This window comes from Enterobacter cloacae complex sp. I3 (assembly GCF_014896175.1).
Classification (GTDB): domain Bacteria; phylum Pseudomonadota; class Gammaproteobacteria; order Enterobacterales; family Enterobacteriaceae; genus Enterobacter; species Enterobacter bugandensis.
Genome location: NZ_JADBQZ010000007.1, coordinates 38,516 through 55,121, shown reverse-complemented (window position 1 = coordinate 55,121; position 16,606 = coordinate 38,516). Strand labels below are relative to the sequence as shown.

The following is a 16,606-nucleotide window of genomic DNA, read 5'->3' as shown; positions in this document are numbered from 1 at the left end:
AGGTTAAAGTTTGGCGGCGAGAAGATCTTCGAGTTTTCGCTGGTCGACGGCGAACTGGCGGATGCCGTCCGCCAGTTTTTCCACGGCCATAGGGTCCTGATTATGCTCCCAGCGGAACTCCGCTTCGGTCATGGCTTTCGGTTTTGGCAGGACGGTAGAGGTCGGCACCAGCTTGCGGATCACCGTTTCGTCGCTCTCCTGCAGCTTTTTCAGCAGGTCAGGGGAGATGGTCAGACGGTCGCACCCTGCGAGCGCCAGGATCTGCTCGGTGCGGCGGAAGCTGGCCCCCATCACGATGGTTTCGTAGCGATGCTGCTTGTAATAATCGTAGATATTACGCACCGACTTCACGCCAGGGTCTTCCTCTACCACGTACGGGTCCATCGGCTGTTTCGCCTGATACCAGTCGTAGATGCGCCCGACAAACGGCGAGATCAGGAACACGCCCGCTTCGGCACAGGCGCGCGCCTGGGCAAAGGAGAACAGCAGCGTCAGGTTGCAGTGGATCCCCTCTTTTTCCAGAACCTCTGCCGCGCGGATGCCTTCCCATGTGGACGCGAGCTTGATCAGAATGCGTGACTTATCGATCCCCTGTTCCTGGTAGAGCTCCACCAGGCGGCGCGCTTTGTTAATACTCTTTTCCTGATCGAACGAGAGGCGGGCATCTACTTCGGTCGACACGCGCCCCGGAATGCTTTTCAGAATTTCCGCACCAAAATTAACCGCCAGCTTGTCGCTGGCTTCAGCAACCTGCTGCTCCTGCGTTTTCCCGCGCTGTTTACCGTAGGCAATCGCGTCGTCAATCAGATGGCTAAAATGGGCAAGCCCCGCCGCTTTCAGAAGCAGCGAAGGGTTGGTGGTCGCGTCCTCTGGCTGATAGTGGCGAATCGACTCGATATCGCCGCTGTCTGCAACCACGGTGGTGAATTGTTTGATGCCGTCTAGCTGGTTCATAAATAATTACTCCTTGGAAATAAAAGAGTTAGATGAGTGCGTTAGTTCACACTTCTGAGAAAATCATGATGGACTTAACAAAAAAGCATAGCAGACGGGGCAGGCATTGCTTTTGAGACGGGTAACATGGCTGTTATAAATTGATAACAATTTTTAATGTGTGATGGTGAGAGTTTGGCAGCCTTCAAAGTTTATGCGCTGCTCAGCGGCGATACTATCTGACCGATACGTAAAAGGAATAACAAGATGGACGATCAGTTAAAACAGAGTGCCCTCGATTTTCACGAGTTCCCTGTCCCCGGTAAAATTCAGGTCTCCCCAACCAAGCCGCTGGCGACCCAGCGCGATCTGGCGCTGGCCTACTCGCCGGGCGTGGCTGCGCCGTGTCTGGAGATCGAAAAAGATCCGCTGGCGGCCTACAAATACACCGCGCGCGGTAACCTTGTCGCTGTTATCTCTAACGGTACGGCGGTGCTGGGCCTGGGCAATATTGGTGCCCTGGCCGGTAAACCGGTGATGGAAGGGAAGGGCGTACTGTTTAAGAAATTTGCCGGTATCGACGTGTTCGATATCGAAGTGGACGAACTCGATCCCGATAAGTTCATCAACGTGGTGGCCGCGCTGGAGCCGACCTTCGGCGGGATCAACCTGGAAGACATCAAAGCGCCGGAATGTTTCTATATCGAGCAGAAGTTGCGCGAGCGTATGAACATTCCCGTGTTCCATGACGACCAGCACGGCACGGCGATTATCAGTACCGCTGCCATTCTCAACGGCCTGCGCGTGGTGGAGAAAAATCTCTCCGACGTTCGCATGGTGGTCTCCGGTGCGGGCGCGGCGGCCATCGCCTGTATGAACCTGCTGGTGGCGTTGGGCATGCAGAAACACAATATCGTGGTCTGCGACTCTAAGGGCGTTATCTACAAAGACCGCGAGCCGAACATGGCGGAAACCAAAGCGGCCTACGCGGTTGAAGACGACGGCAAGCGCACGCTTGAGGACGTGATTGACGGCGCGGATATCTTCCTCGGCTGTTCAGGCCCGAAAGTGCTGACCCAGGAAATGGTGCAGAAAATGGCGCGCGCGCCGATGATCCTGGCGCTGGCGAACCCGGAACCGGAAATCCTGCCGCCGCTGGCGAAAGCGGTGCGCGAAGACGCCATTATCTGTACCGGCCGTTCGGACTACCCGAACCAGGTGAACAACGTGCTCTGCTTCCCGTTCATCTTCCGCGGGGCGCTGGACGTTGGCGCGACGGCGATCAACGAAGAGATGAAGCTGGCCGCCGTTCACGCCATCGCCGAGCTGGCGCACGCTGAGCAGAGCGAAGTGGTCGCCTCCGCGTACGGGGATCAGGATCTGAGCTTTGGCCCGGACTACATCATTCCAAAACCGTTCGATCCGCGCCTGATTGTCAAAATTGCGCCAGCCGTTGCCAAAGCGGCGATGGACTCCGGCGTGGCGACGCGTCCGATTCAGGATTTCGACGCGTACGTCGATAAACTCACCGAGTTCGTCTACAAAACTAACCTGTTTATGAAGCCGATCTTCTCTCAGGCTCGCGCAGACGCGAAGCGCGTGGTGCTGGCGGAAGGGGAAGAGGCGCGCGTGCTGCACGCCACGCAGGAGCTGATCACCTTAGGGCTGGCGAAGCCGATCCTGATTGGTCGTCCGAGCGTGATCGAGATGCGCATTCAGAAGCTGGGCCTGCAGATTAAGCCGGGCGTGGACTTCGAGATCGTTAACAACGAATCCGATCCGCGCTTCAAGGAGTACTGGAACGAATATTACGCGATCATGAAGCGTCGCGGGATCACCCAGGAGCAGGCGCAGCGGGCGGTGATCAGCAATACTACGGTCATCGGCGCGATCATGGTCCATCGCGGCGAGGCGGATGCGCTGATCTGCGGCACCATCGGCGATTACCACGAGCATTTCAGCGTGGTGCAGGAGATCTTCGGCTATCGCGACGGCGTGCACACCGCCGGGGCGATGAACGCGCTGCTGCTGCCGAGCGGCAACACCTTTATTGCCGATACCTACGTTAACGACGATCCAACCCCGGACGAGCTGGCGGAGATCACCGTGATGGCCGCCGAGACCGTGCGTCGCTTTGGTATCGAGCCTAAGGTGGCGCTGCTGTCGCACTCAAACTTTGGTTCGTCCAAATCCGCGGCGGCGTGCAAAATGCGCCAGACTCTGGAACTGGTGCGCGAGCGTGCGCCGGAGCTGATGATTGACGGGGAAATGCATGGTGATGCCGCGCTGGTGGAGAGCATCCGCAACGAACGTATGCCGGACAGCCCGCTGAAGGGATCGGCGAACATCCTGATTATGCCGAACGTGGAAGCGGCGCGTATCAGCTACAACCTGCTGCGCGTCTCCAGCTCTGAAGGGGTGACCGTAGGACCGGTGCTGATGGGCGTGGCAAAACCGGTGCACGTGTTAACGCCGATTGCCTCCGTGCGTCGTATCGTGAACATGGTGGCGCTGGCGGTGGTTGAGGCGCAGACGCAGCCGCTGTAAGGGCGCGTGTGCTTACCCGACCTGGGGATTGAGTAGGCCGGATAAGCGCAGCGCCATCCGGCAGTTAAATCCAGTCGCGTACTTTAAGGAACTCACTCAAGGCAGCCTCCGGGCTGCCTTCTTTTGGCTCGTAGCTGTACTCCCAGCGCACCAGCGGCGGCATCGACATCAGAATCGACTCCGTGCGTCCGCCGGTCTGCAGGCCGAACAGCGTCCCGCGATCCCACACCAGGTTGAACTCCACGTACCGCCCGCGACGATAAAGCTGGAACTCACGCTCGCGCACGCCGTAGTCGGTGTTTTTACGGCGTTCGACAATCGGCAGGTACGCATCGGTGAACCCTTCACCCACCGCGCGCATAAAGCTAAATGCCGTATCAAAATCCGGCGTGTTGAGATCGTCAAAGAACAGCCCGCCGATGCCGCGCTGCTCGTCGCGGTGCTTCAGGTAAAAGTAGTCGTCGCACCACTTTTTATATTTCGGGTAAACGTCTTCGCCAAACGGCAGGCAAAGGTCCCGCGCGGTGGTGTGCCAGTGCACGGCATCCTCTTCGAAGCCGTAGTAGGGCGTCATGTCGAAACCGCCGCCAAACCACCAGACCGGATCGGCCCCCGGCTTCTCCGCGATGAAAAAGCGCACGTTGGCGTGGCTGGTCGGAACAAACGGGTTATGCGGGTGGATCACCAGCGAGACGCCCATCGCTTCGAAGCTGCGGCCCGCCAGCTCAGGGCGGTGCGCGGTAGCGGACGCGGGCATGGCGTCGCCGTGAACGTGGGAAAAATTCACGCCCGCCTGTTCGAAGATGCCGCCGTTACGCAGCACGCGGCTGCGCCCGCCGCCGCCCGCTTCGCGCTGCCAGCTATCTTCCTGGAATTCACCGCCGTCAGCGGCGGCCAGTTTCTGGCAAATCTCATCCTGCAACTGCAGCAGGAACGTTTTGACCAACTGTGCATTGGGTTTCATCAGCGTTTCCTGGAGTGCGCTTTCTGGTTATCGAACCAGTTGAAGTAACTGATAATGCCGGAGGCGATGGCGTTGGCGATCTTCTGGCGAAACGCCGTGGTGCCGAGCAGGCGCTCTTCTTCCGGGTTGGTAATAAAGGACGTTTCCACCAGCACGGATGGGATAGACGGTGACTTCAGCACCACAAACGCCGCCTGTTCCGTGCTTTTACTGTGCAGACGGTGCACCGGCTTAATCCGCTTGAGGATATGCGAGCCGAGCGTCAGGCTGTTTTTGATGGTGTCCGTTTGCACGAGATCGAACAGCACCTGCTGCAACAGATGATCTTTATCCGTGGCTTTCTTCCCGGCTACTTCATCCGCCCGGTTTTCGCGATCGGAAAGGTATTTCGCCATGGCGCTACTGGCGCCGCGGTTGGAGAGGGCAAACACCGACGCGCCCGCGGCGGAAGGGTTTGTGAAGCCATCCGCGTGAATGGACATAAACAGGTCGGCGCCGTGCTTATGGGCAATTTCCACGCGGTCATACAGCGGAATGAACGTGTCGCCCGTACGCGTCAGGCGGGCGTCAATGCCGTTGCTGCGTAAAATCGATCGCACATTTTTTGCAATTGCCAGCACGACGTGTTTTTCTTTCGAACCGTTTCTGCCGATGGCGCCGGTATCAATACCGCCGTGGCCCGGATCGAGCATCACCAGACGCTTTGCGCCCGGCTTTTTGGTTTTCGGTTTGCTGTGTCCGTTACTGGTTTTGAGCGTGCTCTCGTCTTTTGCCTGAGCCTGCTTAGCGATGCCCGTTAACGTTAAGGCCGCCAGCCCCGCTTTGAGAACCTGACGACGCGATGTGAGTGCTTTTAATGGTTTGAATGTGCTCATGCGGCCTGAATACTGAAAAATGGGGTCCTGGTGTTATATCGTATCGTGTTTCCCGTTACGACAGTCCTTATTGAGAATTGTTTTACTTTTCATTTCAATACGTGACAAAGTGACATTATGCCAAATTTTGGCGAGATTTTCCCCGGTTATTGGCTAAACGCCCCGTTCACGCCATAATCACTGTTTTTAAACCCGAAAAGGCGGTTAATACCATGGAGATACGCGTTTTTCGCCAGGAAGATTTCGAAGAGGTGATCACCCTTTGGGAGCGCTGCGATCTGCTGCGTCCGTGGAACGATCCGGAAATGGATATCGAACGTAAGGTGAATCACGACGTTAGCCTGTTTCTGGTCGCGGAAGTGAACGGCGAGGTGGTCGGGACGGTAATGGGCGGCTACGACGGCCACCGCGGCACGGCCTATTATCTGGGCGTCCACCCGGAATACCGGGCGCGCGGCATCGCCAACGCGCTGCTCAATCGTCTGGAAAAGAAACTCATCGCCCGCGGCTGCCCGAAAATCCAGATCATGGTGCGGGAAGATAACGACGTGGTGCTGGGCATGTATGAGCGTCTGGGCTACGAGCACGCCGACGTGCTGACGCTGGGTAAGCGCCTGATCGAAGATGAAGAGTACTGAGATCCACCCGGCTGACTATGACGCGCAGGGCCGCGTCAGGCTGCCGTTTTTATTCTGGTGCGTTTTGCTCCTCCAGGCCCGTACCTGGGTACTGTTTGTGATGGCCGGTGCGTCGCGCGGGCAGGGCGATACGCTGCTGAATCTCTTTTATCCCGACCACGATGCCTTCTGGCTCGGCTTACTGCCGGGCGTACCGGCGGTGGTGGCTTTTTTGTGCAGCGGTCGACGGCATGTAATCCCGCGTCTGTGGCGTGCGCTTCGCTGGCTGCTGATCCTCGCCCAGATTGCGCTGCTGTTCTGGCAACCCGTGCTCTGGTGGCTGGGTGAACCGCTTTCCGGTATCGGCATCGCGCTGGTGGTGGCGGATATTGTGGCGCTGATGTGGCTGCTGACGAATCCCCGCTTACGTGCCTGTTTTACGCAAGAGTCAGATTAGCGCGGCACTTTTTGCCGATGCCGCACTCCAACAAGCGTTGATTTAATTAGAAAGGACGTTTCAATGAAATCGCTGCGTTTACTTTTATGCGCTCTCCCGCTGGCGCTAACCGGCTGTTCGACGCTCTCCTCCATTAACTGGTCCGCCGCGTATCCGTGGAACTGGTTTGGCTCTTCCACCGAAGTGACCGAGCAGGGCGTGGGAAAAATTACCGCGTCAACGGCGCTCGATCAGGACGCCATTCAGGATGCCCTGAGCAGTGACTATCGCCTGCGTAGCGGGATGAAAACCGAGAATGGCAACATTGTACGTTACTTTGAAGCGCTAAAGGGCGACAAGCTGGCGCTGGTGATTAACGGTGATAAAGGGACGGTGAACCGCATTGCCGTGATGGACGAAGATATTCCGACCGCCAGTGGCGTAAAGGTGGGCACCCCGTTTAGCGATCTTTATAAACAGGCCTTTGGTAACTGCAGCAGCGCCCCTTCAGACGATGGCGTGGCGGTGGAATGTAAGGCGGAAGGCAGCCAGCACATCAGCTATGTCTTCACCGGAACCTGGAGTGGTCCGGAAGGATTGATGCCCTCTGACGACACGCTGAAGAGCTGGAAAGTGAGCAAAATACTCTGGAAGCAGTAATTTGCGCCTGAACAAACCGCCTCGCTGAAATCCGGGTATAATAGCCGCCATCAATGCCACGCTGACGTGGCATCTTTATTTCAGGAGGAGCGATGTCTCAGGTTCAGAGTGGCATTTTGCCAGAACATTGCCGCGCGGCGATTTGGATTGAAGCCAATGTTAAAGGGGACGTGGATGCCCTGCGCGCGGCCAGCAAAGTTTTCGTTGATAAACTGGCCACCTTCCAGGCCAAATTCCCGGACGCCCATCTGGGTGCCGTTGTCGCTTTCGGCAATAACGTCTGGCGTCAGCTGAGCGGCGGCGAAGGCGCGGAAGAGCTGAAGGACTTTATCCCTTACGGCAAAGGCCTGGCGCCAGCCACCCAATACGACGTGCTGATCCACATCCTCTCTCTGCGCCACGACGTGAACTTCTCCGTTGCTCAGGCGGCGGTTGAAGCGTTTGGCGACAGCATCGACGTGCAGGAAGAGGTTCACGGCTTCCGCTGGGTGGAAGAGCGCGATCTGAGCGGCTTCGTTGACGGCACCGAAAACCCGGCGGGTGAAGAGGTTCGTCGCGACGTGGCGGTCATCAAAGACGGCGTGGACGCGGGCGGCAGCTACGTGTTCGTCCAGCGCTGGGAGCACAACCTCAAGCAGCTTAACCGCATGAGCGTGCACGACCAAGAGATGATGATTGGCCGCACCAAAGAAGCCAACGAAGAGATCGACGGCGATGCGCGCCCGGTGACCTCGCACCTGTCCCGCGTTGACCTTAAGGAAGACGGCAAGGGGCTCAAAATTGTTCGTCAGAGCCTGCCGTACGGCACGGCAAGCGGCACGCACGGCCTCTACTTCTGCGCCTACTGCGCGCGGCTGCACAATATTGAGCAGCAACTGCTGAGCATGTTCGGTGACACTGACGGCAAGCGCGATGCCATGCTGCGCTTCACCCGCCCGGTCACCGGCGGCTACTATTTTGCGCCGTCCGTTGAGCGCCTGCTGGCGCTGTAAAACGCTCCCCATACGTAGGCCGGGTAAGCGTTAGCGCCACCCGGCAATTTTCCCCGCACCCTTATTCCCTTTTCTGCTTGTAAATCACCAAACGGTATATAAAACCGTTACTCCTTTCATCCCCGTTATAAATATTATGACTATAAGATAGTCATCACATTTATAAGGGTGCGCAATGGCCGTTACTGTACTGAAAAAAGGAACTCTGGCGCTGGCAGGTTTACTGCTGGTGGCCCAGGCGCAGGCGACCGAGCTGCTGAACAGCTCGTATGATGTCTCCCGCGAGCTGTTTGCCGCCCTTAACCCACCGTTCGAGCAGCAGTGGGCGAAAGAAAACAATGGCGATAAGCTGACCATCAAGCAGTCCCACGCCGGTTCATCCAAGCAGGCGCTGGCGATTTTGCAGGGGCTGAAAGCAGATGTCGTGACCTACAACCAGGTGACTGACGTGCAGATCCTGCACGACAAGGGCAAGCTGATCCCGGCTGACTGGCAGAGCCGCTTGCCAAACAATAGCTCGCCGTTCTACTCCACCATGGGCTTCCTGGTGCGTAAGGGCAACCCGAAGAACATCCACGACTGGAGCGACCTGGTGCGTTCCGACGTGAAGCTGATTTTCCCGAACCCAAAAACTCTAGGTAACGCGCGCTACACCTATTTAGCCGCGTGGGGCGCGGCAGACAAGGCTGACGGTAAGGATAAAGCGAAGACCGAGCAGTTCATGACCCAGTTCCTGAAAAACGTCGAAGTGTTTGATACCGGCGGCCGCGGCGCGACCACGACCTTCGCCGAGCGTGGTCTGGGCGACGTGCTGATCAGCTTTGAATCCGAAGTGAACAACATTCGCAAGCAGTACGAAGCGCAGGGCTTCGAGGTGGTTATTCCGAAAACCAACATCCTGGCTGAGTTCCCGGTGGCGTGGTTGGATAAAAACGTGCAGGCGAACGGCACCGAGAAAGCGGCAAAAGCCTATCTCAACTACCTGTATAGCCCGCAGGCGCAGGCCATCATTACCGACTACTACTACCGCGTGAACAACCCCGACGTAATGAACAAACTGAAGGACAAATTCCCGCAGACCGCGTTGTTCCGGGTGGAAGATCATTTCGGCTCCTGGCCTGAGGTGATGAAAACGCACTTTGCCAGCGGCGGTGAGTTAGACAAACTGCTGGCGGCGGGGCGTAAGTAATGTTTGCAGTCTCGACAAAACGCGTGCTGCCGGGCTTTACCTTAAGCCTCGGGACCAGCCTGCTGTTCGTCTGCCTGATCCTGCTGTTGCCGCTCAGCGCGCTGGTGATGCAGCTTGCTCAGATGAGCTGGGCGCAGTACTGGGACGTGGTCACCAACCCGCAGGTGGTGGCGGCCTATAAGGTGACGCTGCTGTCGGCGTTTGTTGCCTCCATTTTTAACGGCGTGTTTGGCCTGCTGATGGCGTGGATCTTAACCCGCTATCGCTTCCCGGGCCGTACGCTGCTTGATGCCCTGATGGATCTGCCGTTTGCGCTGCCGACGGCGGTTGCGGGCTTAACCCTCGCGTCGCTCTTCTCCGTGAACGGGCTGTACGGCGAGTGGCTGGCGAAATTTGACATCAAGGTGACCTATACCTGGCTCGGGATCGCGGTGGCGATGGCCTTTACCAGCATCCCGTTTGTGGTGCGTACCGTGCAGCCGGTACTGGAAGAGCTGGGTCCGGAATACGAAGAAGCGGCGGAAACGCTGGGCGCCACGCGCTGGCAGAGCTTCCGCAAAGTGGTTCTGCCAGAGCTCTCTCCGGCGCTGATGGCTGGCGTCGCGCTGTCGTTTACCCGCAGCCTCGGTGAGTTCGGCGCGGTGATTTTTATCGCCGGGAACATCGCCTGGAAAACGGAAGTCACCTCGCTGATGATTTTCATCCGCCTGCAGGAGTTTGATTATCCGGCGGCGAGCGCGATTGCCTCGGTGATCCTCGCGGCCTCGCTGCTGCTGCTGTATTCGATAAACACTCTGCAAAGTCGCTTTGGTCGACGTGTGGTAGGTCACTGATGGCGGAAGTTACGCAATTGAAGCGATACGATGCGCCCCGCATCAACTGGGGTAAATGGTTTCTGATTGGCATGGGCGTGCTGGTTTCCGCCCTCATTCTCGTCGTGCCGACGATTTATATCTTCGTCCAGGCGTTCAGCAAGGGGCTGATGCCCGCGCTGGAGAACCTGGCGAACCCGGACATGCTGCACGCCATCTGGCTGACGGTGCTGATTGCCCTGATCACCGTGCCGGTGAACCTGGTCTTCGGTACGCTGCTGGCCTGGCTGGTGACGCGCTTTAACTTCCCGGGACGTCAGCTGCTGCTGACCCTGCTGGATATTCCGTTTGCCGTGTCGCCTGTTGTTGCCGGTCTGGTTTACCTGCTCTTTTACGGCTCCAACGGCCCGCTGGGCGGCTGGCTGGATGAACATAACCTGCAGATCATGTTCGCCTGGCCGGGCATGGTGCTGGTGACCATCTTCGTGACCTGCCCATTTGTGGTACGTGAGCTGGTGCCGGTGATGTTAAGCCAGGGGAGCAACGAAGACGAAGCGGCGGTGCTGCTGGGGGCTTCGGGCTGGCAGATGTTCCGCCGCGTGACGCTGCCGAATATCCGCTGGGCGCTGCTTTACGGCGTGGTGCTGACCAACGCCCGCGCGATTGGTGAGTTTGGTGCGGTGTCGGTTGTATCCGGCTCGATTCGCGGTGAAACGCTGTCGCTGCCGTTACAGATTGAGTTACTGGAACAGGACTACAACACCGTCGGTTCCTTTACTGCCGCAGCGTTGCTGACGCTGATGGCGATTTTGACCCTGTTTTTGAAGAGTGTGGTGCAGTGGCGTTTAGAGAATCAGGAAAAACGTCAGCATCAGGAGGGAAATCATGAGCATTGAGATTGCCAATATTAAGAAGTCTTTTGGTCGCACCCAGGTGCTGAATGATATCTCACTGGATATCCCTTCCGGACAAATGGTGGCGCTGCTGGGGCCGTCTGGCTCGGGCAAAACGACGCTGCTGCGGATCATCGCCGGGCTTGAGCACCAGACCAGCGGGCACATCCGCTTCCACGGCACCGACGTGAGCCGCCTGCACGCCCGCGATCGTAAAGTGGGTTTTGTCTTCCAGCATTACGCGCTGTTCCGCCACATGACCGTTTTCGACAATATCGCCTTTGGCCTGACGGTGCTGCCGCGTCGTGAACGCCCGGATGCAGCAACCATTAAGGCGAAAGTAACCAAACTGCTGGAGATGGTGCAGCTGGCGCATCTGGCGGACCGTTTCCCGGCGCAGCTTTCCGGCGGGCAGAAGCAGCGCGTGGCGCTGGCGCGCGCGCTGGCCGTTGAGCCGCAAATACTACTGCTGGATGAACCCTTCGGCGCGCTGGATGCGCAGGTGCGCAAAGAGCTGCGTCGCTGGCTGCGCCAGCTGCATGAAGAACTGAAATTCACCAGCGTCTTCGTGACCCACGATCAGGAAGAGGCGATGGAAGTCGCGGACCGCGTGGTGGTCATGAGCCAGGGCAACATCGAGCAGGTTGACGAGCCGGAACAGCTCTGGCGCGAGCCGGCGACCCGCTTCGTGCTGGAGTTTATGGGCGAGGTGAACCGCCTGCAGGGCACCATTCGCGGCGGTCAGTTCCACGTCGGCGCGCACCGCTGGCCGCTGGGCTACACCTCCGCGCATCAGGGGCCGGTCGATCTGTTCCTGCGCCCGTGGGAAGTGGACGTCAGCCGCCGCACCAGCCTGGATTCCCCGCTGCCGGTGCAGGTGCTGGAAGCTAGCCCTAAAGGTCACTACACCCAATTGGTGGTACAGCCGCTGGGCTGGTATACCGAGCCGCTGACCGTGGTCATGCGCGACGACGTCCCGCCGCACCGGGGTGAGCGCCTGTTTGTCGGGCTGCAGCATGCGCGCATCTATCACGGTAAGGAGCGCATTGAGACGCGCGAGGATATTGCTCTGGCGGAGTCAGCCTGATAGGTTATTGAGTATGTTTTTCGCCCGGTGGCGTGATGCTTACCGGGCTTTTTATTGAGTAAAAATCGTGAATACACTCGAACACACCATCGGCAACACCCCTCTGGTCAAGCTTCAGCGCATGGGATGTGCCAACGGCAGCGAAATCTGGGTCAAACTCGAAGGCAATAACCCGGCAGGGTCGGTGAAAGACCGCGCGGCGCTGTCGATGATTGTCCAGGCCGAGAAACGCGGTGAAATTAAGCCAGGCGATGTGCTGATTGAAGCCACCAGCGGCAACACCGGTATCGCGCTGGCAATGATTGCGGCGCTGAAAGGCTACCGCATGAAGCTGCTGATGCCGGACAACATGAGCCAGGAGCGCCGCGCCGCGATGCGCGCCTACGGGGCCGAGCTGATTCTGGTGACCAAAGAGCAGGGGATGGAAGGGGCGCGAGACTTAGCGTTAGCAATGGCCGAGCGCGGCGAAGGTAAACTGCTCGATCAGTTCAACAACCCGGACAACCCGTACGCGCACTACACCACCACCGGCCCGGAAATCTGGCAGCAAACCGCCGGGCGCATCACCCATTTTGTCTCCAGCATGGGCACTACCGGCACCATTACCGGCGTGTCGCGTTTTTTGCGCGAGCAGGAGAAACCGGTCACCATTGTTGGTCTGCAGCCGGAAGAGGGGAGCAGCATTCCGGGCATTCGTCGCTGGCCTGCGGAGTATATGCCAGGCATCTTTAATGCGCAGCTGGTGGATCGGGTGCTGGATATTCATCAGCGCGAGGCGGAGAATACCATGCGTGAACTGGCCGTGCGTGAAGGCATCTTCTGCGGGGTCAGCTCGGGGGGCGCGGTAGCGGGGGCGTTGCGCGTGGCGCAGGCAAATCCCGGTGCGGTCGTGGTGGCGATTATCTGCGATCGCGGCGATCGCTATTTGTCTACCGGCGTCTTTGGTGAAGAGAGTTATTCGCAGGGGGCGGGGATTTAAGCGTCATGGAGATGATTCTATTCCGGGATAACACCCGGGCGCAGCAAACCGACATTGTCGCGGTGCAGTCGCAGGTGGTTTACGGCAGCGTGGGGAACAGCATTGCTGTGCCGAACATTTGTACCCACAGGCTGAACGTTACCGCCGTGCCGACGGTGCTGTTTAGCAACACGCCGCACTACGACACCTTCTACGGCGGGGTGATCCCCGACGAGTGGTTCAGCGGCTACCTGAAAGCGCTGGAAGAGCGCGAGATCCTGCGCGAGCTTAAAGCGGTCACTACCGGCTATATGGGCAGCGCCAGCCAGATCGCGCTGCTGGCGCAGTGGCTGATGGCGGTCAAAGCGCAGCATCCTGACCTGCTGGTGCTGGTCGACCCGGTTATCGGCGATATCGACAGCGGAATGTACGTGAAGCCGGATATCCCGGAAGCCTACCGGGAACACCTGCTGCCGCTGGCGCAGGGGATTACGCCAAACGTCTATGAGCTGGAAGTATTGAGCGGTAAGCCGTGCCGGACGCCGGAAAGCGCTATTGCCGCCGCGCAGGGATTGCTTTCTGACACTCTGAAATGGGTGGCGATCACCAGCGCGCCGGTGGCCGATGACCCGCAAAACATCCACGTGGTGCTGGTGACGCGTGAGGGCGTGACCGTCAGCGCGCATCCCCGCGTAGAAACCGATCTGAAAGGGACGGGGGATCTGTTCTGTTCAGAACTGGTGAGCGGAATTGTTGAGGGGAAAACCGTTGCTGATGCCATTCGCATGGCCGGGGATCGGGTGACTGATGTGATGCTTTATACCCAGTCGAAAGGCTACGACGAGCTTATCCTCCCTGCATAAACAAAAATGGCGCCCGAAGGCGCCATTTTTCTGTGCGGCAAGAATTACTTCTTGATGCGGATAACCGGGGTTTCGCCCACGGTGACGCTGCCAGACAGTTTGATCAGTTCTTTGATTTCGTCCATGTTGGAGATAACAACCGGCGTCAGGGTAGACTTGGCTTTTTCTTCCAGCAGTGGCAGATCGAATTCAATCACCGGGTCGCCAACTTTAACACGCTGGCCTTCTTCCGCGATACGCTTGAAGCCTTCGCCTTTCAGTTCAACGGTGTCGATACCGAAGTGAACGAACAGTTCGATACCGCTATCAGATTCGATAGAGAACGCATGGTTGGTTTCAAAAATTTTACCGATGGTGCCGTCAACTGGAGCAACCATTTTGTTGCCAGTTGGTTTGATAGCAATGCCATCACCAACGATTTTCTCAGCAAACACTACATCCGGCACGTCTTCGATGTTGACGATCTCGCCGGAGAGCGGAGCAACAATCTCAATAGTTCCGGAGTCTTTCTTATCATCAGAAACCAGAGATTTCAGTTTATCGAACAAACCCATGATCTTCTCCTAAGCAGTAATTTGGGCCGCATCTCGTGGATTAGCAGATTGTTTTTTCTTCAATGAACTTGTTAACCAGCGTCATTAACTCGTCCGTTGTCGGTTGAGCAAGAGCCTGCTCTGCTAACACCTTCGCATCTTCGAAGTTCGTGTTACGGATAATCTTCTTAATGCGCGGGATGGAAATGGCGCTCATAGAGAATTCGTCCAGACCCATACCCAGCAACAGAAGTGTAGCACGTTCGTCGCCTGCAAGCTCACCACACATGCCAGTCCATTTACCTTCTGCATGAGAAGCATCAATAACTTGCTTGATCAAGTTCAGTACGGACGGTGACATTGGCTGGTAGAGATGTGAAATCATATCATTACCACGGTCAACTGCCAGGGTGTACTGCGTTAAATCATTGGTACCGATACTAAAGAAATCAACTTCTTTGGCTAAATGACGCGCAATGGTCGCCGCTGCTGGTGTTTCCACCATCACGCCGATCTCAATTGACTCGTCAAATGCTTTACCTTCGTCGCGCAGTTCCTGTTTGTAGATTTCAATCTCTTTCTTCAGTGCACGCACTTCTTCAACAGAGATGATCATCGGGAACATGATGCGCAGCTTACCGAAAGCGGAGGCACGCAGGATAGCGCGAACCTGGTCACGCAGGATCTCTTTACGATCCATCGCGATACGCACGGCACGCCAGCCCAGGAACGGGTTCTCTTCTTTCGGGAAGTTCATGTACGGCAGCTCTTTGTCGCCACCGATGTCCATGGTACGGACGATAACCGCCTGTGAGCCACACGCTTCTGCGACGGCTTTATACGCAGCAAACTGCTCTTCTTCCGTAGGCAGCGCGTCGCGGTCCATGAACAGGAATTCTGTACGATAGAGACCAACACCTTCCGCACCGTTGCGCTCAGCGCCATCAACGTCGCGTACGGTACCGATGTTTGCGCACACTTCTACCTGATGGCCGTCCAGGGTGATGGCTGGCAGGTCTTTCAGCTTAGCGAGTTCCGCTTTTTCAGTCGCAACCTGCTCCTGAACCGCGCGCAGTTTTTCGATCTCTTCGTTAGTTGGGTTGACGTAAACCAGATTGTTTACGGCATCCAGAATCAGATAGTCGCCGTTTTTCACCTGAGAGGTGACGCTACCGGTGCCCACGATGGCAGGCAGTTCCAGAGAACGCGCCATGATTGAGGTGTGGGAGGTACGGCCACCCGCGTCGGTGATGAAACCGAGAACCTTTTTCAGGTTCAGCTGTGCGGTTTCAGACGGGGTGAGGTCAGCGGCAACCAGGATCACTTCATCCTGAATCGCGCTCAGGTCGATAATGGCCAGGCCCAGGATGTTGCGCAGCAGGCGCTTACCGATGTCACGTACGTCAGCCGCACGCTCTTTCAGGTATTCATCATCCAGCTCTTCCAGGGCAGTTGCCTGACCTTCGATAACTTCATGCGCAGCCGCGTCGGCCGTCATGCCTTTATCTTTAATCAGGGCTATGATTTCCTGCTCCAGCTCCTCATCTTCGAGCAGCATGATATGCCCTTCGAAGATGGCTTCTTTTTCTTCACCGAAAGTTTCGCCAGCTTTAGTTTTGATCGCTTCCAGTTGCGCAGATGCCTTGGCACGACCGCTCAGAAAACGTTCAACTTCCTGATCAACCTTGTCGGCAGAAATTTTTTTCCGGTCGATGACGATCTCGTCTTCTTTCAGCAGCAGTGCTTTGCCGAAAGCGATACCCGGGGATGCTAAAATGCCTGAAATCATAACCCTACCTTACTTGTGACTGATATTTAAAAGAACCCGGAAACTTACTCGAGCTCAGCCATCAGTTTAACCAGATGCTCAACTGCTTTCTGCTCGTCTTCACCTTCAGCAGAGATGGTAACAACGGTGCCCTGAGTCAGGCCCAGAGTCTGCAGTTTGAACAGGCTTTTTGCGCTAGCGCTTTTGCCGTTGGAAGTTACAGTGATTTCAGAAGTGAAGCCTTTCGCTTCTTTAACAAACTGAGCAGCAGGGCGGGTGTGCAGACCGTTCGGAGCGGTAATGGTAACTTCTTGCTGGAACATTGTATTTCCCCAACTTATAGGTTTAGTGTTGTGGAACTAAAGTCTAGCCTGGCGGCTTAACTTTAGCCTGTATTGTTAGCGCTGACGTTTCAATCGTCATTAAACATTATGCAGCGAAAGGAAGACTTGAACCAAATCATAAAATCGATTCAGCAA

The 16,606-nt window shown here is 57.0% G+C and carries 17 protein-coding genes; 11 read left to right on the top strand and 6 right to left on the bottom strand.

Annotation, left to right across the window (positions count from 1 at the left end; genetic code table 11):
• Positions 1-3 precede the first annotated feature (3 nt).
• Positions 4-954 carry a transaldolase gene (gene tal, locus IM271_RS06880; protein ID WP_028014009.1) on the bottom strand — a complete coding sequence of 317 codons (951 nt, stop codon included), beginning with the start codon at positions 952-954 and terminating at the stop codon, positions 4-6.
• A 246-nt stretch (positions 955-1,200) separates the two neighbouring features.
• Here tal and maeB point away from each other — a divergent pair, with 246 nt between their 5' ends.
• Positions 1,201-3,480 (top strand): NADP-dependent oxaloacetate-decarboxylating malate dehydrogenase, encoded by a 2,280-nt coding sequence (gene maeB / locus IM271_RS06875; RefSeq protein ID WP_028014008.1) that lies wholly within the window; start codon positions 1,201-1,203, stop codon positions 3,478-3,480.
• Between the two features lie 64 nt (positions 3,481-3,544).
• Here the strand turns inward: maeB and hemF are convergent, their stop codons facing one another.
• Together hemF and amiA are read right to left on the bottom strand one after the other, a co-directional pair.
• Positions 3,545-4,444, bottom strand: a complete 900-nt coding sequence (gene hemF / locus IM271_RS06870; protein WP_063155455.1) for an oxygen-dependent coproporphyrinogen oxidase — start codon at positions 4,442-4,444, stop codon at positions 3,545-3,547.
• A complete protein-coding gene (amiA, locus tag IM271_RS06865; protein ID WP_028014006.1) occupies positions 4,444-5,319 on the bottom strand; it encodes an N-acetylmuramoyl-L-alanine amidase AmiA in 876 nt (291 codons plus the stop codon). Before amiA ends, hemF begins: the two co-directional genes overlap by 1 nt.
• Before the next feature lie 212 nt (positions 5,320-5,531).
• Between amiA and IM271_RS06860 the strand changes: the two genes are divergently transcribed.
• The 10 genes from IM271_RS06860 (at position 5,532) to pdxK (ending at position 13,826) form a co-directional block, all read left to right on the top strand.
• Complete coding sequence (locus tag IM271_RS06860; protein ID WP_193052372.1) at positions 5,532-5,957, top strand: GNAT family acetyltransferase; 426 nt, start codon at positions 5,532-5,534, stop codon at positions 5,955-5,957.
• A complete protein-coding gene (locus IM271_RS06855; RefSeq protein ID WP_041908792.1) occupies positions 5,944-6,393 on the top strand; it encodes a DUF2919 domain-containing protein in 450 nt (149 codons plus the stop codon). The genes IM271_RS06860 and IM271_RS06855 overlap by 14 nt, the downstream gene beginning before the upstream one ends.
• A gap of 63 nt (positions 6,394-6,456) precedes the next feature.
• Entirely contained in the window at positions 6,457-7,032 is a 576-nt protein-coding gene (locus IM271_RS06850) for an RpoE-regulated lipoprotein (RefSeq protein ID WP_028014004.1), read from the top strand.
• A 92-nt stretch (positions 7,033-7,124) separates the two neighbouring features.
• On the top strand, positions 7,125-8,024 hold the full coding sequence (locus IM271_RS06845; RefSeq protein WP_047368060.1) for a Dyp-type peroxidase: 900 nt from the start codon (positions 7,125-7,127) through the stop codon (positions 8,022-8,024).
• 175 nt (positions 8,025-8,199) lie between these two features.
• A complete protein-coding gene (locus IM271_RS06840; protein ID WP_193052371.1) occupies positions 8,200-9,213 on the top strand; it encodes a sulfate ABC transporter substrate-binding protein in 1,014 nt (337 codons plus the stop codon).
• Positions 9,213-10,046, top strand: a complete 834-nt coding sequence (gene cysT, locus IM271_RS06835; RefSeq protein WP_004123378.1) for a sulfate/thiosulfate ABC transporter permease CysT — start codon at positions 9,213-9,215, stop codon at positions 10,044-10,046. Before IM271_RS06840 ends, cysT begins: the two co-directional genes overlap by 1 nt.
• Positions 10,046-10,921, top strand: a complete 876-nt coding sequence (gene cysW, locus IM271_RS06830) for a sulfate/thiosulfate ABC transporter permease CysW (protein WP_193052370.1) — start codon at positions 10,046-10,048, stop codon at positions 10,919-10,921. The genes cysT and cysW overlap by 1 nt, the downstream gene beginning before the upstream one ends.
• Positions 10,911-12,005: a sulfate/thiosulfate ABC transporter ATP-binding protein CysA gene (cysA, locus tag IM271_RS06825; protein ID WP_008501607.1), complete on the top strand. Its 1,095-nt coding sequence runs from the start codon at positions 10,911-10,913 to the stop codon at positions 12,003-12,005. The genes cysW and cysA overlap by 11 nt, the downstream gene beginning before the upstream one ends.
• Positions 12,006-12,072: 67 nt before the next feature.
• Complete coding sequence (gene cysM / locus IM271_RS06820; RefSeq protein ID WP_059358547.1) at positions 12,073-12,984, top strand: cysteine synthase CysM; 912 nt, start codon at positions 12,073-12,075, stop codon at positions 12,982-12,984.
• A gap of 5 nt (positions 12,985-12,989) precedes the next feature.
• Positions 12,990-13,826 carry a pyridoxine/pyridoxal/pyridoxamine kinase gene (pdxK, locus tag IM271_RS06815; protein WP_193052369.1) on the top strand — a complete coding sequence of 279 codons (837 nt, stop codon included), beginning with the start codon at positions 12,990-12,992 and terminating at the stop codon, positions 13,824-13,826.
• 44 nt (positions 13,827-13,870) lie between these two features.
• Here the strand turns inward: pdxK and crr are convergent, their stop codons facing one another.
• The 3 genes from crr to ptsH are packed head-to-tail and all read right to left on the bottom strand — an operon-like array spanning position 13,871 to position 16,450.
• On the bottom strand, positions 13,871-14,380 hold the full coding sequence (gene crr / locus IM271_RS06810; RefSeq protein WP_003861316.1) for a PTS glucose transporter subunit IIA: 510 nt from the start codon (positions 14,378-14,380) through the stop codon (positions 13,871-13,873).
• A 40-nt stretch (positions 14,381-14,420) separates the two neighbouring features.
• On the bottom strand, positions 14,421-16,148 hold the full coding sequence (gene ptsI / locus IM271_RS06805; protein ID WP_008501604.1) for a phosphoenolpyruvate-protein phosphotransferase PtsI: 1,728 nt from the start codon (positions 16,146-16,148) through the stop codon (positions 14,421-14,423).
• A 44-nt stretch (positions 16,149-16,192) separates the two neighbouring features.
• The gene (gene ptsH / locus IM271_RS06800) at positions 16,193-16,450 is read right to left on the bottom strand and encodes a phosphocarrier protein Hpr (RefSeq protein WP_000487600.1); all 258 of its coding nucleotides are present in this window, start codon (positions 16,448-16,450) and stop codon (positions 16,193-16,195) included.
• Between the last annotated feature and the right edge of the window lie 156 nt (positions 16,451-16,606).